This is a genomic window from Brevibacillus sp. NRS-1366 (assembly GCF_050467985.1).
Genome location: NZ_JBITPN010000022.1, coordinates 783358 through 804832, shown reverse-complemented (window position 1 = coordinate 804832; position 21475 = coordinate 783358). Strand labels below are relative to the sequence as shown.

General features: G+C 45.5%; 27 protein-coding genes and 1 riboswitch. Of the genes, 21 read left to right on the top strand and 6 right to left on the bottom strand.

Annotated features, from left to right (window positions below):
• Window positions 1-213 precede the first annotated feature (213 nt).
• Complete coding sequence (speD, locus tag ACIFQN_RS20675) at window positions 214-618, top strand: adenosylmethionine decarboxylase (protein WP_429834894.1); 405 nt, start codon at window positions 214-216, stop codon at window positions 616-618.
• Window positions 619-689: 71 nt separating this feature from the next.
• Here speD and ACIFQN_RS20670 read toward each other — a convergent pair whose 3' ends face one another.
• Window positions 690-1310 carry a YhcN/YlaJ family sporulation lipoprotein gene (locus tag ACIFQN_RS20670; RefSeq protein WP_429834893.1) on the bottom strand — a complete coding sequence of 207 codons (621 nt, stop codon included), beginning with the start codon at window positions 1308-1310 and terminating at the stop codon, window positions 690-692.
• Window positions 1311-1444: 134 nt separating this feature from the next.
• Here ACIFQN_RS20670 and typA point away from each other — a divergent pair, with 134 nt between their 5' ends.
• Window positions 1445-3286 carry a translational GTPase TypA gene (gene typA, locus ACIFQN_RS20665; protein ID WP_429834892.1) on the top strand — a complete coding sequence of 614 codons (1842 nt, stop codon included), beginning with the start codon at window positions 1445-1447 and terminating at the stop codon, window positions 3284-3286.
• A gap of 127 nt (window positions 3287-3413) precedes the next feature.
• Here the strand turns inward: typA and ACIFQN_RS20660 are convergent, their stop codons facing one another.
• The gene (locus ACIFQN_RS20660; RefSeq protein WP_429834891.1) at window positions 3414-3887 is read right to left on the bottom strand and encodes a glutathione peroxidase; all 474 of its coding nucleotides are present in this window, start codon (window positions 3885-3887) and stop codon (window positions 3414-3416) included.
• Between the two features lie 304 nt (window positions 3888-4191).
• Here ACIFQN_RS20660 and ACIFQN_RS20655 point away from each other — a divergent pair, with 304 nt between their 5' ends.
• The 3 genes from ACIFQN_RS20655 to ACIFQN_RS20645 all read left to right on the top strand — a co-directional run bounded on the left by ACIFQN_RS20655 (window position 4192) and on the right by ACIFQN_RS20645 (window position 6397).
• Window positions 4192-4518, top strand: a complete 327-nt coding sequence (locus ACIFQN_RS20655; RefSeq protein ID WP_429834890.1) for a YlaH-like family protein — start codon at window positions 4192-4194, stop codon at window positions 4516-4518.
• A gap of 9 nt (window positions 4519-4527) precedes the next feature.
• Entirely contained in the window at window positions 4528-4800 is a 273-nt protein-coding gene (locus ACIFQN_RS20650) for a hypothetical protein (protein ID WP_429834889.1), read from the top strand.
• Between the two features lie 208 nt (window positions 4801-5008).
• On the top strand, window positions 5009-6397 hold the full coding sequence (locus ACIFQN_RS20645) for a hypothetical protein (RefSeq protein WP_429834888.1): 1389 nt from the start codon (window positions 5009-5011) through the stop codon (window positions 6395-6397).
• A 16-nt stretch (window positions 6398-6413) separates the two neighbouring features.
• Here the strand turns inward: ACIFQN_RS20645 and ACIFQN_RS20640 are convergent, their stop codons facing one another.
• Window positions 6414-6743, bottom strand: a complete 330-nt coding sequence (locus ACIFQN_RS20640) for a DUF5665 domain-containing protein (protein ID WP_429834887.1) — start codon at window positions 6741-6743, stop codon at window positions 6414-6416.
• 157 nt (window positions 6744-6900) lie between these two features.
• Here ACIFQN_RS20640 and ACIFQN_RS20635 point away from each other — a divergent pair, with 157 nt between their 5' ends.
• From ACIFQN_RS20635 to ACIFQN_RS20625, 3 genes are all read left to right on the top strand, one after another.
• On the top strand, window positions 6901-7359 hold the full coding sequence (locus ACIFQN_RS20635; RefSeq protein ID WP_429834886.1) for a pyridoxamine 5'-phosphate oxidase family protein: 459 nt from the start codon (window positions 6901-6903) through the stop codon (window positions 7357-7359).
• An 83-nt stretch (window positions 7360-7442) separates the two neighbouring features.
• Window positions 7443-7563: riboswitch (SAM riboswitch) on the top strand.
• A 94-nt stretch (window positions 7564-7657) separates the two neighbouring features.
• Entirely contained in the window at window positions 7658-8821 is a 1164-nt protein-coding gene (locus ACIFQN_RS20630) for an aminotransferase class I/II-fold pyridoxal phosphate-dependent enzyme (protein ID WP_429834885.1), read from the top strand.
• Entirely contained in the window at window positions 8818-10005 is a 1188-nt protein-coding gene (locus ACIFQN_RS20625; RefSeq protein WP_429834884.1) for an aminotransferase class I/II-fold pyridoxal phosphate-dependent enzyme, read from the top strand. Before ACIFQN_RS20630 ends, ACIFQN_RS20625 begins: the two co-directional genes overlap by 4 nt.
• 34 nt (window positions 10006-10039) lie before the next feature.
• On the opposite strand, the gene ACIFQN_RS20620 is transcribed toward ACIFQN_RS20625, so the two are convergent.
• On the bottom strand, window positions 10040-10660 hold the full coding sequence (locus ACIFQN_RS20620) for a YhcN/YlaJ family sporulation lipoprotein (protein ID WP_429834883.1): 621 nt from the start codon (window positions 10658-10660) through the stop codon (window positions 10040-10042).
• A gap of 202 nt (window positions 10661-10862) precedes the next feature.
• On the opposite strand from ACIFQN_RS20620, the gene ACIFQN_RS20615 reads away from it, so the two are divergent.
• Window positions 10863-12197 (top strand): PhoH family protein, encoded by a 1335-nt coding sequence (locus ACIFQN_RS20615; protein WP_429834882.1) that lies wholly within the window; start codon window positions 10863-10865, stop codon window positions 12195-12197.
• Between the two features lie 517 nt (window positions 12198-12714).
• Here ACIFQN_RS20615 and ACIFQN_RS20610 read toward each other — a convergent pair.
• Window positions 12715-13917: a tyrosine-type recombinase/integrase gene (locus tag ACIFQN_RS20610; RefSeq protein WP_429834881.1), complete on the bottom strand. Its 1203-nt coding sequence runs from the start codon at window positions 13915-13917 to the stop codon at window positions 12715-12717.
• Between the two features lie 306 nt (window positions 13918-14223).
• Window positions 14224-14799: a helix-turn-helix domain-containing protein gene (locus tag ACIFQN_RS20605; RefSeq protein WP_429834880.1), complete on the bottom strand. Its 576-nt coding sequence runs from the start codon at window positions 14797-14799 to the stop codon at window positions 14224-14226.
• Between the two features lie 175 nt (window positions 14800-14974).
• On the opposite strand from ACIFQN_RS20605, the gene ACIFQN_RS20600 reads away from it, so the two are divergent.
• From ACIFQN_RS20600 to ACIFQN_RS20545, 12 genes are all read left to right on the top strand, one after another.
• Window positions 14975-15205, top strand: a complete 231-nt coding sequence (locus tag ACIFQN_RS20600) for a helix-turn-helix transcriptional regulator (RefSeq protein ID WP_429834879.1) — start codon at window positions 14975-14977, stop codon at window positions 15203-15205.
• A 60-nt stretch (window positions 15206-15265) separates the two neighbouring features.
• Window positions 15266-15559 (top strand): helix-turn-helix domain-containing protein, encoded by a 294-nt coding sequence (locus tag ACIFQN_RS20595; protein ID WP_429834878.1) that lies wholly within the window; start codon window positions 15266-15268, stop codon window positions 15557-15559.
• A complete protein-coding gene (locus tag ACIFQN_RS20590) occupies window positions 15547-15849 on the top strand; it encodes a hypothetical protein (protein WP_429834877.1) in 303 nt (100 codons plus the stop codon). The genes ACIFQN_RS20595 and ACIFQN_RS20590 overlap by 13 nt, the downstream gene beginning before the upstream one ends.
• 101 nt (window positions 15850-15950) lie before the next feature.
• Complete coding sequence (locus ACIFQN_RS20585) at window positions 15951-16463, top strand: helix-turn-helix domain-containing protein (protein WP_429834876.1); 513 nt, start codon at window positions 15951-15953, stop codon at window positions 16461-16463.
• Window positions 16435-16620, top strand: coding sequence for a helix-turn-helix domain-containing protein (locus tag ACIFQN_RS20580; protein ID WP_429834875.1), 186 nt, complete (start codon window positions 16435-16437; stop codon window positions 16618-16620). The genes ACIFQN_RS20585 and ACIFQN_RS20580 overlap by 29 nt, the downstream gene beginning before the upstream one ends.
• 14 nt (window positions 16621-16634) lie before the next feature.
• Window positions 16635-18866: a DUF3987 domain-containing protein gene (locus ACIFQN_RS20575; RefSeq protein WP_429834874.1), complete on the top strand. Its 2232-nt coding sequence runs from the start codon at window positions 16635-16637 to the stop codon at window positions 18864-18866.
• 129 nt (window positions 18867-18995) lie between these two features.
• Window positions 18996-19301, top strand: coding sequence for a hypothetical protein (locus tag ACIFQN_RS20570; RefSeq protein WP_429834873.1), 306 nt, complete (start codon window positions 18996-18998; stop codon window positions 19299-19301).
• A gap of 46 nt (window positions 19302-19347) precedes the next feature.
• Window positions 19348-19614, top strand: coding sequence for a hypothetical protein (locus tag ACIFQN_RS20565; RefSeq protein ID WP_429834872.1), 267 nt, complete (start codon window positions 19348-19350; stop codon window positions 19612-19614).
• A gap of 234 nt (window positions 19615-19848) precedes the next feature.
• Entirely contained in the window at window positions 19849-20400 is a 552-nt protein-coding gene (locus ACIFQN_RS20560) for an HK97 family phage prohead protease (RefSeq protein WP_429834871.1), read from the top strand.
• On the top strand, window positions 20397-20960 hold the full coding sequence (locus ACIFQN_RS20555) for a hypothetical protein (protein WP_429834870.1): 564 nt from the start codon (window positions 20397-20399) through the stop codon (window positions 20958-20960). Before ACIFQN_RS20560 ends, ACIFQN_RS20555 begins: the two co-directional genes overlap by 4 nt.
• 32 nt (window positions 20961-20992) lie before the next feature.
• Window positions 20993-21244: a hypothetical protein gene (locus ACIFQN_RS20550; RefSeq protein WP_429834869.1), complete on the top strand. Its 252-nt coding sequence runs from the start codon at window positions 20993-20995 to the stop codon at window positions 21242-21244.
• Between the two features lie 99 nt (window positions 21245-21343).
• Complete coding sequence (locus tag ACIFQN_RS20545) at window positions 21344-21466, top strand: Com family DNA-binding transcriptional regulator (RefSeq protein ID WP_429834868.1); 123 nt, start codon at window positions 21344-21346, stop codon at window positions 21464-21466.
• Window positions 21467-21475: the final 9 nt, after the last annotated feature.

Sequence of the window (21475 nt, the reverse complement as noted above, 5' to 3'; positions counted from 1 at the left end):
TGGGTGCGTTCGCAGCCCATTTTTTATTTTCTTGAAAAAAGGTATTGTCAAATTAGGCGAATGCATGGTATGGTTGTTTTCGTTGGAAACAGGATTAGGAACCAGGATTCACTTTAAAGGGTGGATAACAAGAGGGAAACCGCCCCCGTTAGTGAATGACGCAGGTCCTAGCGATGTTTAACATTACACTTGCTAGGAAGGGGGAACCGAAAGATGGAATACTCGACTTTCGGAAGACACGTTGCTGTTGACACATGGGGAGTTCAGTTTGACTTGTTGAACGACGCAGAATTTTTGAAAAGGGAAATGATTGAAGCTGCTGAGGCATGTGGTGCTACGGTACTAAGCGTGCAAGCTAAGCAGTTTTCTCCTCAGGGTGCTACCGTACTGGTTCTTCTCTCGGAAAGCCACCTGTCCATTCATACCTATCCCGAGCGTGGTTTTGCTGCTCTGGATTGCTACACTTGTGGTGAGACAGTTGACCCGCAAGTTGCCATTGACTATTTGGTATCCGTGCTGAAGCCGGAAAAAACCTACGCGAAGAAACTGGTTCGCGGTACAGGTGAACTGCAAGTAGTTGAGCCAGAGATTAAAGTGGCTGAGTTGGCAAGTAAGTAACAAATGTAAGTATTCAAGAGGTGCGGATAGAGTCCGCACCTCTTTTACGTGGGGGATTTGGCCGGGCTCTGTCAGCGGCTGTATGGAGACGGGGTTTTGCCTGTATTCCCCAAGTCATGAAGAAGCCCGCGGAATTCTGTTGAAGTATTTGTTAATTTGTTGGTAGCGTTTGGATTTACGTAAACATCGCTTGTCCGTTGAGTAGCTTCATTATAGATGGCCGAATTGATATTACGTAGACGATCGAACATGGCTGAGTCAGAGGTGACGCGAATGTGGATATTGGGTGCCACGGAACGAGCAGCTGCGTGCACCTGCTGTTCGATTACCCTGGCCTGTTGTTCACCTAAATTAGTACGTACGCGAATTCCTACGATGGCATCGGCACCGCTCACCACTACAGTGGCCCTATCGACCCCAGGAACATCATCTGCTGCTTTTGTTAATTGTTCTGCCAAGTTTTGATTGAAGCCATTGACTGTATACCCATTTACGTAGTTATGTGCATTGGGTCCCTTTGTGTAAGCATTGAAATCATGGGCAATGCTGGAACGAGTAGCAGGTGTTTTTTGATAGGTCATATTTTGAGTGTGTGGCCCATTAGAAGTCCCTGTACCCCAGTTCGCACATCCGGACATGGTAGTTGCAACGGCCAGTAGACCGGCAAGACCGATAAGCCAATTCAGTTTCATGGGTAGACACCTCCATCACTTAGTATGACGAAAATGGAGTACACTACTCAGGAAGCGCTACCGTAAAAACTACCCATTGTGCCGCGTTTCACGACCTGTTAATATGAATGGTATGCTTAAACTAGGAGGTTCACATGAAGCGTCTTGACATACGCAACATCGCCATTATTGCCCACGTTGACCATGGGAAAACAACACTGGTTGACAAACTCTTGATTCAATCGGGCACATTCCGCAGTAACCAACAGGTAGAAGAGAGAATGATGGATTCTAACGACCTGGAGCGCGAGCGCGGGATTACCATCTTGGCTAAAACCACGTCGGTAAAATACAAAGAGTTCACAATCAATATTTTGGATACACCTGGTCACGCAGACTTCGGTGGTGAAGTTGAGCGGATCATGAGCATGGTAGACGGTGTTCTTTTGATCGTCGATGCGTTTGAAGGCTGTATGCCACAAACTCGTTTCGTTTTGAAAAAAGCACTCGAAGCAAAAGTGACTCCTATCGTTGTCGTGAACAAAGTAGACCGCGACAATGCCCGCCCACAAGAAGTAATTAATGAAGTATACGATTTGTTTATTGATCTGGACGCAACAGAAGATCAACTCGAATTCCCTATCGTCTATGCTTCTGGCCTGCAAGGGATTGCTGGTTTGGAACCAGACAAGCTGGAAGGCGATCTGCGCCCACTGTTCGATACCATTATTGAGCACATGCCTGCACCTGACGCAGACGAAAATGCCCCCCTCCAAATGCAAGTAACGATGCTAGATTACAACGATTTCTTGGGCCGTATCGGAATTGGCCGTATCTATCGCGGAACGATGAATCTGAACGAAATGGTTTCTGTCACGACCCGTGACGGCGAAGTGAAAAAAATGCGCATTCAAAAGCTGTTCGGTTTTTCTGGCTTGCAGCGTGTTGAGCAAAAAACAGCAAAAGCAGGAGATATCGTAGCCATTGCTGGTTTGGCTGATATTAACGTAGGGGAAACCGTATGTCATGTGGATCATCCAGATCCTTTGCCACTCCTGAAAATTGATGAGCCTACCTTGCAAATGACATTCTTGGTCAACAATAGCCCGTTTGCTGGTCGCGAAGGTAAACACGTTACCTCTCGCAAGCTGCGCGATCGTCTGATGGCTGAACTTGAGACGGATGTATCTCTTCGTGTTGAAGAAACAGATTCACCAGATGCATTTGTTGTATCTGGACGCGGCGAATTGCATCTGTCCATCCTGGTGGAGAATATGCGCCGTGAAGGTTTTGAGCTGGGTGTGTCCAAACCAGAAGTAATCGTTCGTCTCATTGACGGCCAAAAAATGGAGCCGGCTGAGTTTTTGGTGATTGACGTTCCTGAAGAGTATACAGGTCCGGTCATGGAAACACTGGGTCAGCGCAAGGCTGAAATGGTGAACATGATAAACAATGGCTTCGGACAAGTTCGTTTGGAATTCATTATTCCTTCCCGTGGCTTGATCGGTTATCGTACAGAGTTCTTGACGATCACTCGTGGTTACGGAATTTTGAACCACTCCTTTGACAGCTATCGTCCGCTTGTTCAGGGACCAGTTGGTGGACGTCACGCAGGTGTTCTGATTTCCCACGAATCCGGAACGGCAACAACGTATGGCCTGATGTCTGTTGAAGACCGCGGGATCATGTTTATCCAAGCGGGTACAGAAGTATATGAAGGCATGATCGTTGGTGAACACAACCGCGACAACGACCTGACTGTTAACGTATGTAAAGAAAAGCATGCGACCAACGTACGTTCTGCAACGAAGGATGAAACAGTAAAAATGAAAACACCACGTCTCTTGACGCTGGAAGAGGCGTTGGAGTATTTGAATGATGATGAGCTTTGTGAGGTGACTCCTCAGTCTGTTCGTCTGCGCAAAAAGTATCTGAACAAATCAGATCGCGAGCGCTACGAGAAACAAAGACGCTGGGAAGCTCAGCCACAAGCGTAAGAGTGAAAGACAAGAAGTAGAAAAAAGCCGCTTTGTCCAGGTAAGGGGACGAGGCGGCTTTTTTACGTACGGTATTTTTTATGGGCGAGGAATTGTTCCTGGTTTCCCTCTAGGACAAATGATTTGTTTACAGGAGGGCTTCAATATCGGCGGTCAGCTCTTCTGGTTGGACGCGAGCACCGATGCGTGCTGCGACCTTGCCGTTTCGGTCCACGAGAAATTTGGCAAAGTTCCATTCGATCTCTTCATTCTCTCCGTTAGGAGCATTTGATTTCAAAAATTGATAAAGGGGATGTGTATCAGGTCCGTTTACATCCAACTTTGCAAATAATGGGAAGGTAACACCGTATGTCCGATCGCAAAACTCACTGATTTCTTCTTCAGTCCCCGGTTCTTGCCCGGCGAATTGGTTGCATGGGAACCCGAGGACGACAAGACCTTTCTCCTGATAGCGCTCATGCAATTCTTGCAAGCCTTTGTATTGCGGGGTCAATCCGCATTTGCTTGCCGTATTCACAATCAGAAGCACATGCCCCTTGTAATGTGCCAGTGTTTTTTCTTCCCCAGAAATCGTCTTGACAGCAATATCGTACAGGCTCATTATTTTCCCACCTTTTTCTATGTAAGTGCCCTCATCATATCATGTCCAGCAGCACGCGTGCCAGCGACAAGTGTCGCCAAATCGTACCGTTTCCATTTTTGACAGGGCACCAGCCACCTGATAAAGTAAAATGGTAGATATTGAGGTAGGAGTGAATCCAATTTCGGAAAGCTTTTGTACATTGCGAAGCGTCTTAAGAATGGGAAGAGGCGACTGTCAAAGAGATGAAATGGAAAAAAGTCTATCTGCACGGCTTGCGTAGGACAGGACAGTCTTACGCTCAACAGGAGGGATAATAATAATAATGGACTGGATACAACTAGCTTCTACATATGTACCAGCAAATCCGGATCAACTGTCAGCCTTTGACAGCTTCCGACTTTGGGCCGACCATAATCGGGCATGGATCTTATTCGTTCAACTTATTCTTGTTTACTACCTTGGCTTTGCTACGCGTATTCGTATGCCGATTCTCAAAACGGTTTTGTTGTACGTCCTCTTATTCGCAGGAGCACTTATTTTCGCCATCCTGGATGTACAGCTACCGGTTAAGAGTGCCATGCTGGTCGCGATTGCGATTCTGGTCATTGTAAAAGTTCGGATCAAGCCGGAGCAAACCCAAAGAAAGTGAGGCAATCACATGAAGCGTGAAGATGCCCTTTTAAACTGGCTGCAGATTCAGGTGGTCGCCGACGCCAGGCCTCATGACCAATCGGCATTGGATACGTCTTCTTTTTTCCGCCAGCTGCTGCAGGAAGACTATCAGATCCGTGAACTTGGTTATCGCAAGGAAGGGAATTGGTATGTGCTAGTCGGCAAAACCGAATCCGATGAATGGGAAAGCCGGTATCCTGCCGAGATGATAGAATCGCTCTTGATTGCGATCGAAAGTGAACCCAAATACAATCAATAATGAAAGAAATCTTCTTTTGGACTAAGTCTGAGAGGAGATTTTTTTATATCTAGGCAAGGAGAGGGAGTTGTCCCAGCAAGCATGTGGGGTGATTATAGGTCCTAAGTCTTGTTTTGATTCCCGATGCAACTTTTTCCATAATCCTGGCGTCAGTAATTGTGCCCAAGGCAACACGGGAATATCAGCAGTATAGAAGGGGGATTCACCATTGAAAAAGTATATGACCAAGCCTGTTTTAGCAGTTGTGGCTGCGGCAACCATCGTTGGCGGACTTACGCCGTTTTTAGCGAATGCAACCTCGATTGGCTCGCCGAGTGCTTCCAAGGTAGTCATGAATGAAGAGGGCAAGCAAGTAACGCGTTACAATCTAAAGGAACTCGCCAAAAACGATCCAACCACATTGAATATGCTGTTAAAGACGCAGGCGGATCATCTGTATATCATTGTGGATGAAATCAAATTGAATACAAAGCTGCAAACGTATATGGAAGAAAACAAAGAAGAGTGGGAGCGTATTTACAACGAATACTACAGTGATATTTGGTTGGAAGTGCGCTTAACCGAAACCAATGAAGAGATTGTCAGCGTAGGTGCTCAATCCAAAGATAACAAGGTGTATGTGAAAGGGATTGTGACCCCTGAGGTAACCAAGGTCGTCATCACCAAGCCAAACGGTGATACGATTGAGGTAGTGCCTACGAGTGAACACTCCTTTACCGTCACCTTTGCGGCTTTGGACAGTGCAAGCAAGCAATACGTGACAGTAAACGCGTATGCGGGTACGAAATTGGTGGATAGTGAAAAGGTCGAGCTGATCCCGCAGGCCGTAGAAGAAGCGGACATGATTATTCATACGGTTTCAGTGCTTGACGCGAAGAAAGAGGAGCTAAAAGTAAAAGGCGTTGTCAAGCAGGGTGCTGACAAGGTATACGTTACATACAACGGTGTGAAAAAAGAAGCGAGTGTAAAGAAGCTGTGGGATGGTGTAGGGAGCTTTTCCGTTACTTTGAAGGATGTAAAAGCAGGTACTGGCAAAGCACTTGTTGAGCTTTATAAGGATGGTAAAAAGCTTGACTCTAAGTCAATTGAAGTGGAAGTAGTAAATGCCCCTGCGAAGGAACAAGAAAAAGAGTATGCGATCACAGGAACAGCACTACTCGACCCGAAAAACAAAACCGTGCAAGTAAAGGGTACAGTTGCCGGCTGGACCAAAAAAGAGAAGACTAAACTCATGGTAATCGCCCCAGATGGAAAAAAACAAGAGGTGAAACCGAACGACAAAGGCGAATTTGCCATTACTTTGTCGTTCAAGAACCGTTCGTACAGTGCGAAAACCGTTCATTTTGAACTATATCAGGACAATAAGCTTGTAGGGCAAGCTGACATTTTGCATAGTACAAAAGTAATCGTCACACCGGGCAACCATGACCGTGATGAGGATGGCGATGATGACGACGACAAAAAGAAGAAAGAGAAAAAAGAGAAAGGGAAGCATGACGATAAGCATCCCAACGGAAATGCGTACGGTTATTGGAAGAAGCATGGACAAACGTCAAATGATCAGGACGACAATGACGACCACGACGATGACAAGTAGGTCATAAGTTTCTTACCTACGGTTTTTGATAGGACTGTATGTACTCAATTAATTGTCGAATGAAATCCCCGATAATCGGGATGGACAGAAATTGGGTCAAAAGCGACCCAAGAAGCGCAAGCACAATCGCTGTTCCGATTGTTAAACCCAGACCCCGGGCAAGGCCTGCTAGGAAATTGATCCAAAGCAGCTTGCGCGGGGCTGTATAATTTTGTATGACATCAGCCAAACGGATATCTTCTAGAAACATGGCAACCTTGTGCATGCGTTCATTCAGTTCCCGGACTTCGTGAAGCTCTCGTAACATCTGATCAATTTGTGCAAGAATGCGATCTGTAGGTGACATTCGTCCAACCTCCTTTTCAGTTTCGGGCTTCGCTTTCCTACCAGTTTAAGGAAAAGGCACGCTAGAATCAAGGGACCAAGGTGTCAAGGTAACGTTTGCCTATCACCCTGACAGGGGGGTACAATAGACATACCAAACTTTACAAGGAGGAATCGGAATGGCTGAAACAGTTTCCCAATCACTCTCTGAAGAATTATTTGCTCTCTTGCAAAAGGAGCGTTTTGTAACGTTGGGTACCATTGATCACGAGTCGGGCGCACCGTCACTTAGCTCCTTATCGTGGACCTTTGCCCCTAACGTAGAGTCCATTCGATTCGCTGTAGACAATCGTTCCCGCATCTTGGCAAATATCGCAAAAGACCCACAGGTGGTGCTTCATCTGATCGGAGCCGGCTCCTCTTTTGCCATCAACGGCAAGGCTGTTTTGCAAGCGGAGAGGATGGAAGGCGTCCCGCTCAAGCTGGCCATGGTGGAAGTAACGATAGAAACGGTTCGTGACATTATGTTTTATGGTTCCCGTATTTCTGTAGAACCTCAATACGAAAAAACGTACGATAAAAATGCGGCTGCGAAGCTGGACAATCAAGTCATGACTGCTCTTAAAAACGCAAATTAAGCTTGTTTGTGATCTGTGGAAAATCTTGTTGACAAAAAAGCAGCCTATCCGTTAGTATTAAGCAATCAAATTGAATAGCAATCTTCTTATCCAGAGCGGCGGAGGGACTGGCCCGATGATGCCCGGCAACCAATCACCTGTAATTTATACAGGGAGATAATGGTGCTAATTCCTGCAGAGTTTACAAACTCTGAAAGATGAGAAGGTCTTGCTTACGGAAACGTAATCAAAGCCTTCTTTCAGAGGAAAGGGGCTTTTTTTCATGCCCCTCGTACACCATTGGAGGGAGAGAGATCATATGCATTTGGAAACCAAATTAGTTCAGGCAGGCGTAGGAAAAGATGAAAAGACGGGGGCAGTCAGCTTCCCAGTCTATTATGCCACCGCTTATCGCCATCCCGCTTTGGGACAGAGCACAGGGTACGATTACTCGCGAACCGCAAACCCAACAAGGTCAATTCTAGAGGAGACCATCGCTTGCGCAGAATCAGGAGACGCAGGATTTGCTTGTGCGTCTGGAATGGCAGCAGTTCATACGGTGATGGGATTGTTTTCCCAAAACGACCACTTGATAGTCTCTCTGGATTTGTATGGAGGAACGTACAGGTTGTTTGAGCAAGTTCTGTCACGCTACGGCCAGACATTCACTTATATTGATTTGCGTGACCGACATAAATTGGAGGAAGCGATCCGTCCGGAAACGAAAGCGATCTTTGTCGAAACACCCACGAATCCGCTTATGCAGATTACAGATATCAGAGAAGTGGCTCAGTTGGCAAAGCGCCATCAACTCTTGACGATTGTAGACAATACTTTCATGACCCCTTATTGTCAACGCCCGTTGGAGCTCGGAGCGGATATCGTACTGCACAGTGCAACCAAATACTTGGGTGGACACAATGATGTTCTCGCAGGCTTAATTGTCACAAAAGGGGAAGAGTTGTCTGAAAAGGTAAGGTTTTTGCACAATTCGATCGGAGCTGTGCTAGGACCTCAAGATAGCTGGTTGCTTGTTCGTGGCATGAAGACACTTGCTCTGCGTATGGACAGACATCAATCCAATGCTTTTGCAGTAGCCAGCAAGCTGCGCGAGCATCCTGCCGTGGCAGAGGTCTTTTATCCAGGCCTGGCGGATCATGAAGGCTATGATGTGCAAAAAGGACAATCAAGCGGGTTTAGCGGGATGGTATCCTTTCGGGTCAGATCGTCTGAGCAGGTGGGGCTGTTTTTGCAAAGCTTGCGCATCGTATCCTTTGCAGAGAGTTTGGGCGGTGTAGAGTCGTTGTGTACATATCCTGCGACACAGACACATGCTGACATCCCGCAAGAGATACGGGAGTATGTCGGAGTATGCGATCGGTTATTGCGCTTGTCCGTAGGTATTGAGCACCCCGATGATCTACTCGCAGATCTTTGCCAAGCTTTGGACGCAAGCCTTGTAGTAGGGGGGACTGTGCGATGAACTTTGCAACCAAAGTATTACACGGTACATCTTGTTTTGATCCAGTGACTGGGGCATCGTCCGTACCTATTTATCAGGCGTCTACGTTCCATCAGGCTGATTTGGATCGTCCTGGCACATTTGATTATGCACGATCCGGCAATCCGACTAGACAGGCACTGGAGGACGCCATTGCTGGTCTGGAAGGAGGAGCACGAGGCTTTGCATTCGCTTCCGGGATGGCTGCAATCTCCAGCGTGTTCATGCTATTTTCTGCCGGTGACCATGTGATTGTGGCGGAGGACGTATACGGTGGAACATTTCGGTTTTTGACCAGAGTGTTATCGAGAATGGGCATCTCGGTGACCTTCGTGGATGCCAGCAAGACAGAAGAGGTACGTGCGGCGATTACTTCGTCCACAAAAGGAGTCTACCTCGAAACGCCGTCCAACCCTACTCTGAAAGTGACAGACATTTCAGCGGTTTGTCGGATTGCAAAAGAACAGGGCTTGCTCGTGATCGTAGACAATACGTTTATGACACCGTATTATCAACGGCCACTAGAGCTTGGGGCCGATGTCGTGATTCACAGTGCGACCAAATTCATCGGAGGGCACAGTGATGTTGTAGCGGGCCTCGCCGTTACCCGTGACGAAGCATTAGGGGAGCAGCTCTACTTCATCCAGAATGGCATGGGAGCCATTTTGGGGGTCCAGGATTGCTGGTTAGTGATGAGAGGGTTAAAAACACTCAAGGCACGACTGGATGTCAGTACCAACACGGCAGACGAACTGGCACGATGGCTTTCTACTCATCCTGCAGTGAATCGCGTGTACTACACAGGCTTGAGCGAGCATCCGGGACATCTTATTCAAGCAAGTCAATCAAGCGGTCATGGTGCTGTCCTTTCCTTTGACGTGGGTAGCCGAGAGCGGGCCAAAGCGCTGTTTGATCGGGTAAAGCTACCGATTGTAGCGGTTAGCTTGGGAGCAGTCGAAACCATTCTTTCTTATCCGGCAACAATGTCTCATGCGGCAATGCCTGTCGAAGAGAGAGAAGCTCGTGGCATTACAGACGGATTAATCAGACTTTCCGCAGGCTTGGAGGACGTTGTCGATTTAAAAGAAGACCTACAGCAGGCGCTGGACAGTTTGCTGCCTAGGGCACATCTAGAGGAAACAAAAGAGGCATTCTCCCGGGCATAAAGCCTAGGAGGATGCCTCCTCTTGTGTTGTAGTCTTAAGGTGTTGTGGTTCGATTGACATCGATTTTGTTGTTTCCGTGTGGAGTAGCCCTACCGTCCTTGTTGATGCGTTGCTCATTTTCCTTGGTCGTAGGCTCTTCCTTCTGTTTAACATTGCGGGGTAATTGCGGCATGAGGCGCCCAACAATATCGGACAGTTCTTCTGCAAATCCAGATACAGGGTGACCACGACGAATATCAGCAGCCATTTCCCTCAGTCGTTGGACAATATCAACGTCAGCTGTAACGATGGCGTTTGCTCCCTGTGGATCTTCTTTTAAAGCCTCGGCAACTGAGTATTTGATGACACCTACTTCTGGGCGGTCGAGGTGGGCATCTACATCAATGCCCACGACAGCGTATTTGCCAATGACGACTGCTGTTGCTCCATGTACCTTTTTCACACGGGTAGCAAGCTGTACAAGGCGGTCTGCTGTCGCCTGCGATGATTGGTTATAAGCTGGCTGTGGGGCAGTTTGTTTTACGCGTTGGGTATGTGGGGCTTGTTGATTGGGCTGTGGCGCAGCCTGATTCGCCGGCGGTTTATTGCTCGTCATGCATGCAGTAAGCAGCAAGCAAATACCGAGGCAGCCGATTACAATCCGTTTCACAGGCATTCTCCCTTTCCCAGTATTGCCTTCCTTACTTCGGAGGGCAGGGTTACAAGTATTGTGTTCCTGCTTGTCTGATTTCATTCTGCCATTGGGCCGTCTATCTGTAGAACGCCGAACATAGACTTTAGTACATCACGTCGCCACACCTTAGCATCCCTCCAAAAATTGCATAGGGTATATAAGATGGGTAATAGGAGGCGAGATTTTGAAGAAAATCTACGTACTGGACACCAACGTACTCCTGCAAGATCCACGGGCGATGTTTTCCTTCGCTGACAACGAGATTGTCATACCCGCTGTGGTGTTGGAAGAAGTCGATTCCAAAAAGCGGTATATGGATGAAATTGGCCGCAATGCTCGGTACGTATCGCGGCTATTGGACAGTTTTCGCGAGCTAGGCCATCTGCACACAGGCATTACCTTGGAAACGGGTGGATTGTTCCGGGTAGAGCTGAATCACTCCTCGCTACACAAGCTACAAAAGCAATTTACGGAAATGACGAATGATAATCGAATCTTGGCAGTGGCTCTAAATTTGCAGGAGGAAGAAAATCTATTGCCGCAACCTCGTCCAGTCATCCTCGTGAGTAAAGATGCTTTGATGCGGGTCAAAGCCGATGCTTTGAACATCTCCGCAGAAGATTTTCTCTCGGATCGGGTAGTCGGAGAGTATTCCAGTATTTACACCGGGTATCAAAAAATGATGGTCGCATCCGAGATTATAAAGACGTACTATGCCACGAGAAAACTGCAATTAGCCTCCTGTTTCCCACGCTATCGTTTTTATCCCCATCAATTCCTGGTGCTAAAGGATGAACTCAACCCATCCATTTCTGCGATCGGGAAAGTAGACAATGATGGGAAAACTTTGGAGATGTTGGTGTCAGATGATGATCCAATATGGGGGATTCGCGCCCGAAACGTACAACAGCGAATGGCAACCGAACTCTTGCTTCGAGATGATATTCCGCTCGTTACCATGACGGGCAAGGCCGGAACGGGAAAAACCCTGCTGGCGCTGGCCGCAGGACTTTTGCAAATCGAGGATCAACAAAAATATAAAAAACTGTTGGTAGCGAGACCCATCGTTCCACTCGGAAAAGACATCGGTTACTTGCCCGGCGAAAAAGAAGAAAAATTGCGTCCGTGGATGCAACCGATTTATGATAATTTGGAATACTTATTCAACACGAAGCGCCCAGGCGATCTGGATAAAATTTTAGCAGGAATGGGGAGCTTGCAGGTGGAGGCATTGACTTATATTCGAGGGCGTTCCATTCCGGGGCAATTCATCATCATTGACGAAGCGCAAAACTTGACTAAGCACGAGGTCAAGACGATTCTGACCAGGGTTGGAGATGGGTCCAAGATTGTTCTGATGGGGGATCCGGAACAGATCGACCATCCTTACCTGGATGAAAGCAACAACGGATTGACCTATGTAGTTGAAGTGTTCAAAGATCAAAAGCTGGCAGGCCATATCAGGCTGGAAAAAGGAGAGCGCAGCGTGCTTGCACAACTGGCTGCAGATTTATTGTAAAATAGACTGTGCATAGAATCCGGTAAATGGTTCATACTAGTTTTTGTCGAGCCCGATGATTCATGTAAAAACGGCCTATAGCCTTGCAGGAGGCGAAGATCCGTGGATAACCATGATCAAGCAGCCGACGAAAGTCGAGAGTGGCGAGAACCGATTTCTTAGGTAACCTATCTCTATCATGGAGGTTGAAGTGCCAAAGAGAATAACCGGTAGGACCCCATAAAGCAATCGGGCTTGACAAGGACCGCTCCCTTATTGGGGGCGGTTTTATCGTTCTGTTTTTAGTGGTGAAAAAGTAACAGTGTAAAGAAAGTTTTATTTTATCATTGTTTTTATGTATCACAAGTTTGCCGATAAAAGAGAAACAGATTGTGTTAGATGCTATTGATGTGAAATTGATGTGAAAATTAAATCGAGTAGAGTTGATGATCATCGAAAATAAGATAAATAAAAAGAATAAAAGCACTATGGGAATATGTTTCTCCAGTGCTTTTCATGAGTAGATGACCATTAAGAGTTATCCTTTCGCAGTCACAGAAAGGATGTTTTCGAATGTATCTGCTGCTGCCTGATCAGCAGAGCGCAGAGCATGTCCATAGATGTTCATTGTGGTTGAGATGGTAGCATGTCCAAGGCGTTCTGAAATGATTTTAGCATGGACACCTTGACTTATGAGAAGGGTAGCTGACGTATGCCGGAGATCGTGAAAGCGAATGTGTCGGAGGCCATGTTTTTTAGTAAACTTTCTAAACCAGTGGTAGGGACTTCTTGGGTAGAATGGTGTCCCGTTGGCTTGAGAAAATACAAAAGAATGCTCTCCCCCTTGCCAAGCATCTCCAATCTTCAACCGCTCCTTGCGACAATGAAGGGAGTACCGTTGTAACTCTGTCAATACAGAGGCAGGGAGAGATACCTTTCGTTTACTGTTTTTGGTTTTAGGCTCCTTTAATACAATATCTCCCCTCGTGGAAGAGGCAACACTTTGTAAGACCTCAATAACTCCGTTGTTTAAATCAACGTGCTTCCATTCAAGTCCTAACAGTTCACCAAGTCGTAATCCAGTTGTAAGTGCAAGGGTAATCATCATACGCCAGTGAAATAGCTCTCTCTGCAATGCTACGAGTAATGTTTGCACCTCCGATTCGTCATACGGCAAATTCTCCTTGTAGACGACTTTGGGCTTTTGAACACTGGCAACTGGATTTGATTTAATCACTTTCCATTCGACAGCACGGTTAAAAATGTTCTTCAAGACACGGTGATGATACTGGATTGAGCTGGAGGACAAGGAACCTTTTTTACCATCTTGACGAGAATTATCTTTGCTCAGAGATTCAAGAAAGTCCATGACGTGGAGGGGCTTAACCTGATCGAGTCGCAAATGCCCCAGAGCTGGTAGTATTCGATTCTTTAGGCATGACATGTACTGATTAGCTGTTTTAGTCTCCAGATGCTTCACTGCATACTTTTCCCTCCACTCATCCACAAATGAAACAAGTGTCATCTTCTCAGGAGCAATGTATTCACCAGCCTCAACCTCTTGTCGGAACTTGGCATATTCACTATCGAGATAGTCCTGAAGCTTCTTTTTTGTTTTCAGTAGAGCTCCATCATCAACTGTGATGGTTTTGGTCTTGCGAATATATTTTCCATCAGCACCTTTCCCTAAATACACAGTGAAGAACCAAGAATTATCTCCGCGTTTCTGGATGTTAGCCATTATGATCACACTCCTTTATTGAATACATCTAACGCATTAAACGCATTAAACGCAATAACCAAACGAAACCAGAAATACCAAGGGTTTCAACGTTTTTTTGATCACGTTATTAAATGAACATTAATTACGCATTAAATAGCTCGCCCCAAAAATGGGGGCAGTAAAAACACTGCATCGCTCCGTTGTGGTCGAACGAACAGGCGATGTCTTTGGGGAGTCCCTATCTAAGGGGGGGAGCTTCTTTGCATTAACTCATTTTGCTGAACAAGTCCACGCCTTTTGAGTAATGCATAGGCATTAGAAATTCTATATTCTAGGGTAAATTGTGACCGAGGTGATACCCTCAATTTTTTCAAAATGCTCTACTCCTTCATCCAATATCAGATCATTAAGAATGTCTGTAACGTAACTTTTAACCCAGTATTGAGAAGAAGATAAAAAAGTCTCAAGATAGTTTGGTTGAGCAAAATGATAACCAAGGCTTCTTATTTCTGATTTACGATCCAGTTGGTACTCAACTTTTAAAATGAATTCCCCATTATAATTTGATGTTCCAATTTTTATTTCACCGATAACTGTCATATTGCACTGGATTTCAGTGGAATCAATAAAATCATTATCTCTATCCCGCTTCTCAGCGATAGTAATATTGTCAATTTTGTCAATCGTGAATTTAGCCTCTACTGCTGCATAAGAAAACAATTCCCCAGGTGTTATTTTTAATAATTCACACAGAGCATCCATCGTATCAAACTGTATCCCTTTGCCAGAATTATTATAGAGAGCCGAAATAGTGGTTCTTGAAAGCTTTGTTTTGTCTGCCACATCCTGTATATTTAACCCTCTTTCTGCCATCAAAACTGCCAAATTACAATTTATCATGACGCACCTCCTGTATTGCAATCATTATAGCACCATATGCACTCATAATAAACAAACAATTGGTTATTATGTGTTGACAAGAATCTATAACAGAAGTATATTGTTCACAACGAAATAACCAGACTATTGGTTATTTTGACTGTTAATCAAGTTATTTTGTGAAGGAGGGAAATCAATGGGTGTTAGGCTTAATAATCCTGAACTGCTAGACAAATTGATCATAAAAACTGGTCATTCTAGGCGGTCGTTTGCAAAAGCTATTGGTCTTGGAGAAGCAACAATTATTCAAATTTGTTCTGGGAAGCGCAATCCTAGTCCTGGAACAGCAAAAAAAATTATCGAAGCTCTACAGATTGAATGGGATGACATTTTTGCTATTGAGAAGATCAGTCGGGTTGCTAATTAGTAACTACTATCCGTTTCAGTTCCTTGAAAACCAAATATTTTGATGAAAGGGGAAAAACTCATGTTTCAACTGTCATTACGTGAAGCGCGATTGAACTGCCGCTTGGAACTAGATGAAGTATCTGCGCGATTAGGGATTCCTGTCCGTACACTAAAACGCTGGGAGATTGACTGCGGAAAAGCGGAAGTTTATACGATCGTTAGGCTTATCGGCTTGTACGGTATCTCATCTAATCACGTTTATTTCGGTTCAGAGGTCGCTCTTTTTGCACGTAGGAAAGCGGCGTCGGAGAGTCATCAGGATACTCCTCTAAGCCATACAAAGGAACAGGAGGGAAGCACATGGGTAATGTAGGAACACCCTTAGACTCCCCATTCAAAGGATTCCCTGAGCATGTTTGGGTTTTAGCTGAAGCAGGGGAAGATGGCCTATACCGTATCCATGCTAAGGTGCATCCAAATGGGAAATGCAAAACCTTTTCGGAGCGAGTGGGCTTGAGAGAGGCGCTTGAAATGACCGAGCAGATGAGAGAGTGGCTCGGCTTGCCGAAAGAAAGCATCCTGATGTCGGTAACCGAATCCGTCTTAAAAGCCCCCCATGTGGACAATCGGAGGCTCAAACACTATATGGAGAAGAGGAAATAGGCCATGCGGATTAAATGCGGAACATGGCAGCGACTCTCTGCTGGAACTAAACTACGGCTGCTGAAAGCTGCTGTCCATAAAGGAAAGGAGAGATTGGGGCAATGTTGCAATTGACAGTAAATGACTCAAATAAGATCACGTTACGTCAGGCGAGGGAGAAACTCGGATTATCGGAGCAAGAGGTTTCCGAAAAGACAGGGATACCTGTACATCTGATCAAATGTTGGGAGTTTGACAATAGAGAAGCATTATTTGATTTGATCTTTGATCTTATACGCTTTTATGGTGTCACTTTTAGTCAAGTTTATATCGGACCAGAATCGGATCTCTTGACCAATAGTGAAGCGACGGTAGGGAGTAATCAAGAAAACAAACCATCTGGTGAAATTAGGGGGAAAAGAATTATGGATATTCATATGCTGCGCCATCTCACTGGGATAAAGAACGATCTTGTCGAGGTTACTTGCCGCCTAGTTTGCGATGATGTCTATACCAGAGAAATGGCTGTGCGTGAACTGCAAAAGATTGTTTCGGAAGTCCACCATGTCGAAGAAATCTACATCAATCAAACGGAGGAAGAAGCTGATGCAAAAAATTACGTTGTCGGTCAATGAAGTTGCAGAGTTGATCGATGTTTCAACGGCTTGTGTTTATAACATGGTAAGAGATAAACAGATTCCACACGTAAGAATAAGAGGTCGCATTCTGTTTCATCGAGACATTATTGAAAAATGGTTGCGTGGGGAGTTGGCAGAATCGAAACATGCGTAGGTGGTGGTGGCTGGATGGGCATTGAAAAAATACCAGAAGAATTACGACAGCGCCCACAGTGGGTTTTGTGGAAATTGGAGAAGCGCGGTGAAAAACAGACAAAAATCCCATATCAAACTAATGGTAGGCAAGCATCCGTAAAAATGCCCGGACAATGGACAAGCTTCCATGATGCGCTTGATGTTTTCCAACGTTCTAATAGCAAGTATGACGGCCTTGGATATGTATTTAGCACCGATGATCCGTTTCTAGGCATTGATCTTGATAACTGTGTAGTAGATGGGAAACTTACGAATGAAGCAAAGCACATCCTTATAAACCTAAACAGCTACACCGAACGAAGCCAAAGTAAGAATGGTGTCCATGTGATTGTTAAGGCGAAAATGCCAGGGGAACGAAACAGAATTAGTGATTATGAAATGTATGACCGTCTTAGGTTCTTTGTAGTTACTGGTGATCATGTAGGAAAAACTCCGCAAACAATTGAGGAGCGCCAACCTGAAATAGATACTCTGTATGAAAGATTATTCAACAAGCCACTACCCCAGAGACAGCTGCAGACGACCACAATGGAAGATCAGGACATTCTAAGCGTAGCGCTAAAATCAAAGAGCGGTGAAAAAATCGCATCTCTATATTCGGGAGATTGGAGTGGCTACAACAGCCAGAGCGAGGCAGACCAAGCGCTTTGTAATATGCTAGCCTTTTATACCAAAGATCCGGAGCAGATCGAACGGCTCATCATGGGAAGTGGGCTTATGAGGGACAAGTGGGAACGGGACGACTACCGGCAAAAGACAATCAACAAGGCGTTGGCCGATGTGACCGAACATTACAAAGGTACAAAAAAAGCCGCAAATGTGGAATCCACCTTTAGCTCCACTTTACCACAGTCTGGGGGAGTTGATGAACAGGAATTTGATTTTTTGCTCGAGACTCCTGCCGAGTGGGACGGAAAGTTGGGGGAAGCTGCTCTACATGGGCTAGCCGGGGAAGTTGTCCGTTTGATCGAACCGCATACCGAAGCTGACCCAGCTGCTTTACTCATTAATTTTCTGACCATATTCGCAAACATTGTAGGGACTGAGCCGCATTTCGTTGTGTCTGGCGGTGAACATCGAATGAAAGTGTTCAGTGTTCTTGTCGGTCCAACCTTCCGGGGTAAAAAAGGGACATCGTTGGAACCAGTTATGAAGTTAATGAGAGCAGTCGATCCTGAGTTGGTTTACCGTACGGCTTCTGGCCTTTCCAGTGGTGAGGGTGTGATTTATGCAGTCCGCGACCCGAAAACGGAACGAGTACCCATTTATGATGGGGAGGGGAAGAAGAAAAAGCCAACTGGCGAGTACGAAGAGGTTATCACAGATCCAGGAGTGGAGGATAAACGGCTCCTAATTGTGGAGAGCGAGTTTGGGGGAGTGTTAAACGTATTGCGCCGAGATGGGAATACACTTTCTGCGATCATCCGTAATGCCTGGGACGGCAGCGGTGATATTCGAACACTTACCAAGAATCCAATGAGCGCAACCAATACACACATTTCCATCTTGGGACATATTACGCCAGAAGAATTACGGAAGCTGTTAACTGGCAACGAGATATATAACGGCTTTGTAAACCGCTTCCTGTGGCTATACGTTCAACAATCTAAGTCCCTGCCGTCCGGCGGTGAATTTCATAAGGTGGACGTTGGCCCGATTGTTCAAAAAATCCGCGAAACTGTTAATTATGCAAATTCGCACGATGCCCTATATGACCACCAACCAATGGAAAGAGATAAGGCTGCAAATGCCCTATGGGAGCGTATTTACGAGCCTTTACAGCGTGACGCTGCTGGAATTATTGGGGCTGCCACAAGCAGGGTTATTCCTTACGTAATGCGCTTATCGTGCATTTACGCTCTTTTGGACAAGACCCATACGATTCGAGTAGAGCATCTAAGGGCTGCAATAGCTGTTTGGGAGTATTGCTACAAGTCTGTGCAGTTTATTTTCGGAGAACAAACATTGCAACATGACCCATTTGTAAAACGCATATTGGAGGCATTACAGACTAGGGAAGAAGGAATGAGTGCAACAGATATTTATAGTGGTGTTTTTAAACGCAATAATGCGGAAAGTATGAAAAGTGCTCTAAAAAAGATGGTTGAAAACGGACTGATCTATGTGGAAACAGTTAGCACTGGCAAAGGTAGACCTAAGCAAATTTACCGATTGAATCAATCAGGAAAGCAATTGGCTAATTAATGCGTAGCTTTTTGCGTAGCAATTTACGCACTAAGAAAACCAGTAATATCAAGGCTTTAAACCACTTAATGCGTAAATGCGTTTAATGCGTAAGCAAATACAAATAGTTATCTAAATCAGGTGATATACATGCCAACTATTGATGAAGTCATTTATCAAAATGAATGTGATCGAAGAGATCAAAAGGCGCGTGTGGCTGGGTTCCTGGTTCTCATAACTGGTGAAGTGTATGAAAGGCAGTACAGTAGGACAAGCCATGTGTTTGTAACTGTGGAGAACGGAGTATGGAGCGCTTGGCGAGAGACGTGGCAACCTTGGAACTCAGAACTGAGAACGTCATCCTCACAAAAGGTTATTGCTGAACGAGTGACGTTTGATCAGGCTTTAATGCAGGCAAGGCGATATGTTGGATTTGTAACAAAAGGAAGAAAGTGAAGTCATGGGTCATGAGCAAAAAAATAAAAAGGAGAGGTGACATCAGTTGAAACTCTTTGATTCGCGAAAGAAGCGGTATGAAAAGCTTAAAAAGATCTATTTGAAGGCCGTAAATGAATTTACCAAGCTACAACTACTGGCTGCCGAAAAACCTTTTGTAACGGAAAGGGAGTTACAAAAAATCGAAGCTAGAGTAGCAAAACTGAATCAAGAAATAGACACCATGAAAAGAGAGCTAAAAGAACTAACAAGCGGATCACCAAAAGGGGGTGATTCAAGGAGGGATAGTCCGATTCAAAGAAAAGGGAGGTGATAGACGTTAAGGGGCTGGTTGTTGCTCTTAAAGTTGTGAGCATTGATGTGAACGAGCATGTAGAAAGAAAAATGCCGACACCACTGCGAATGGTGACGGCACCGTAAATTTAAGCAATTAACCGTAACAATTGTACCATAATCGTTGGGGGAGTAAAGGTTCATTCTCATTGTTCTTCATTCTCTTAAGAAGACTACCGGAAAAATTTAGAAATCTAGAAAAGAGGGAGATTGATTGGGAAAAGCAATTTATGGACTTTCCATACCGTTTGAAAACTATCCTTGCTGGAATTATGACGAGGATGGTGGGACATACACATTTGAACGTATTAATCCGAAAGGTATTATGACGGATGGACTCGTTGGAATGCTAGAAGGGCATTCTTTTGACAAGCAACTTGGGCGCACGGACGATGGAACACTAGATCTGTACGTTAATGAGCGTGGCCTATTCTTCCGTCTTATACCAGCAAACCAGGCGGCATTGAGTTGCTATAAGAGAGTTAAGCGGAACGCCCTACGTCATTGCAGCATCGCCTACCATATCCAAAAAAAGGACCGTGTTCGAATACCGGTTGACGAGGAAAAAATCAAGCAGCTTCAAGCCCTTGGAGATGACAAGATTATTTTTCAAGAGTTACGAAAAATCCAACTGTACGAAATATCTTTACTTAACAATCCTGGTCAAGATGGCACATTCTGCACAACGGACAAACATGACTATCGGTTACAGGGCATTGACTGGGAACGACCAATTCAACTAACGAAGGGAAAGATTAAACAATGAGAACAAAGCCTGAAATCATGAAGGATATTGAATTAGAAAAAGAACGTGCAGCCGCGAAAGTGGCAGAACTACAGGAACAGCAGAAGGAGAGCCGAAAGATGCTGGAACAAGCGAATGAGCGGTATTTGGAAGCGCTGGCCTCATTCTCGGATGATGCGGAGATCGCCATGCTTCAGGGTGAAGTAGAGACGATCAAGCGAACGATCAAATTAACCGACGATACGATTCAGGTGCTCGCAAAGAATCCTCGCATTCAGGCACTGGAAGCTGAACGCGTCGCCTTGTTCCTTGATTCGAAACAGGAACTCGAACAAAGGGCGCAAGGTTTGTACGAATCCCTTAAGCCGCACTATGAAGCTTTGATAGGTGGAATTGACGAACTGAACAAACTGTATCACAAGTGGTATAGCTATCGTTCTGCGATCAACGAACAAATCAAAGAATTGCCGTCGGCACATCGCGAGAGTTTGGGCCTGACACATAAAATATACGACAGGAATCCTGTGGCAGAAATAATAAATTCACTCCTTGTCGAGCGCACCCGCGGCTTCCGGCAGTAATACATGCTAACAAACGGAAGGGGTGAGGCAGAATGATAATGACGAGGCGACATGAAGTACAGGCGGGAGCTGCACTCATGGCCAGACTCTCCAACAGTGCACCGCCAGGCATTATGGAGTTGTATAATGCCCTGCAAGAGCATTACAGGGCTACTGGAAGACGGGCGACCGATGGAAGGGCAGAGACTCTAAACGCAGCAGAGCGGCAGAGGATCGTTAACGAGGCGAAAGTAAGCCTTGTGTGTTTGCAAATGGATCTCGAAAGGATTATGGGAGGGCGTTAGCCCCCCCTCCCCTCAAAGTTGAACAAGCTTTTCCCAGGGACCGGCGCGGCCCCTTCGTTTACACCGCGGGGTAATTTTTCATGAAAGGGGGGTAATGTAATGAGCAAAATAATAATTCTCAAAGAAGTCAGGTGCAAAAAATGCAAAAAACTCCTAGGTAAAATTAACGGTATTGCTGAGATAAAATGCCCGAGATGTGGCACTTGTGAGTATTCTTCGTAATTCAGATTA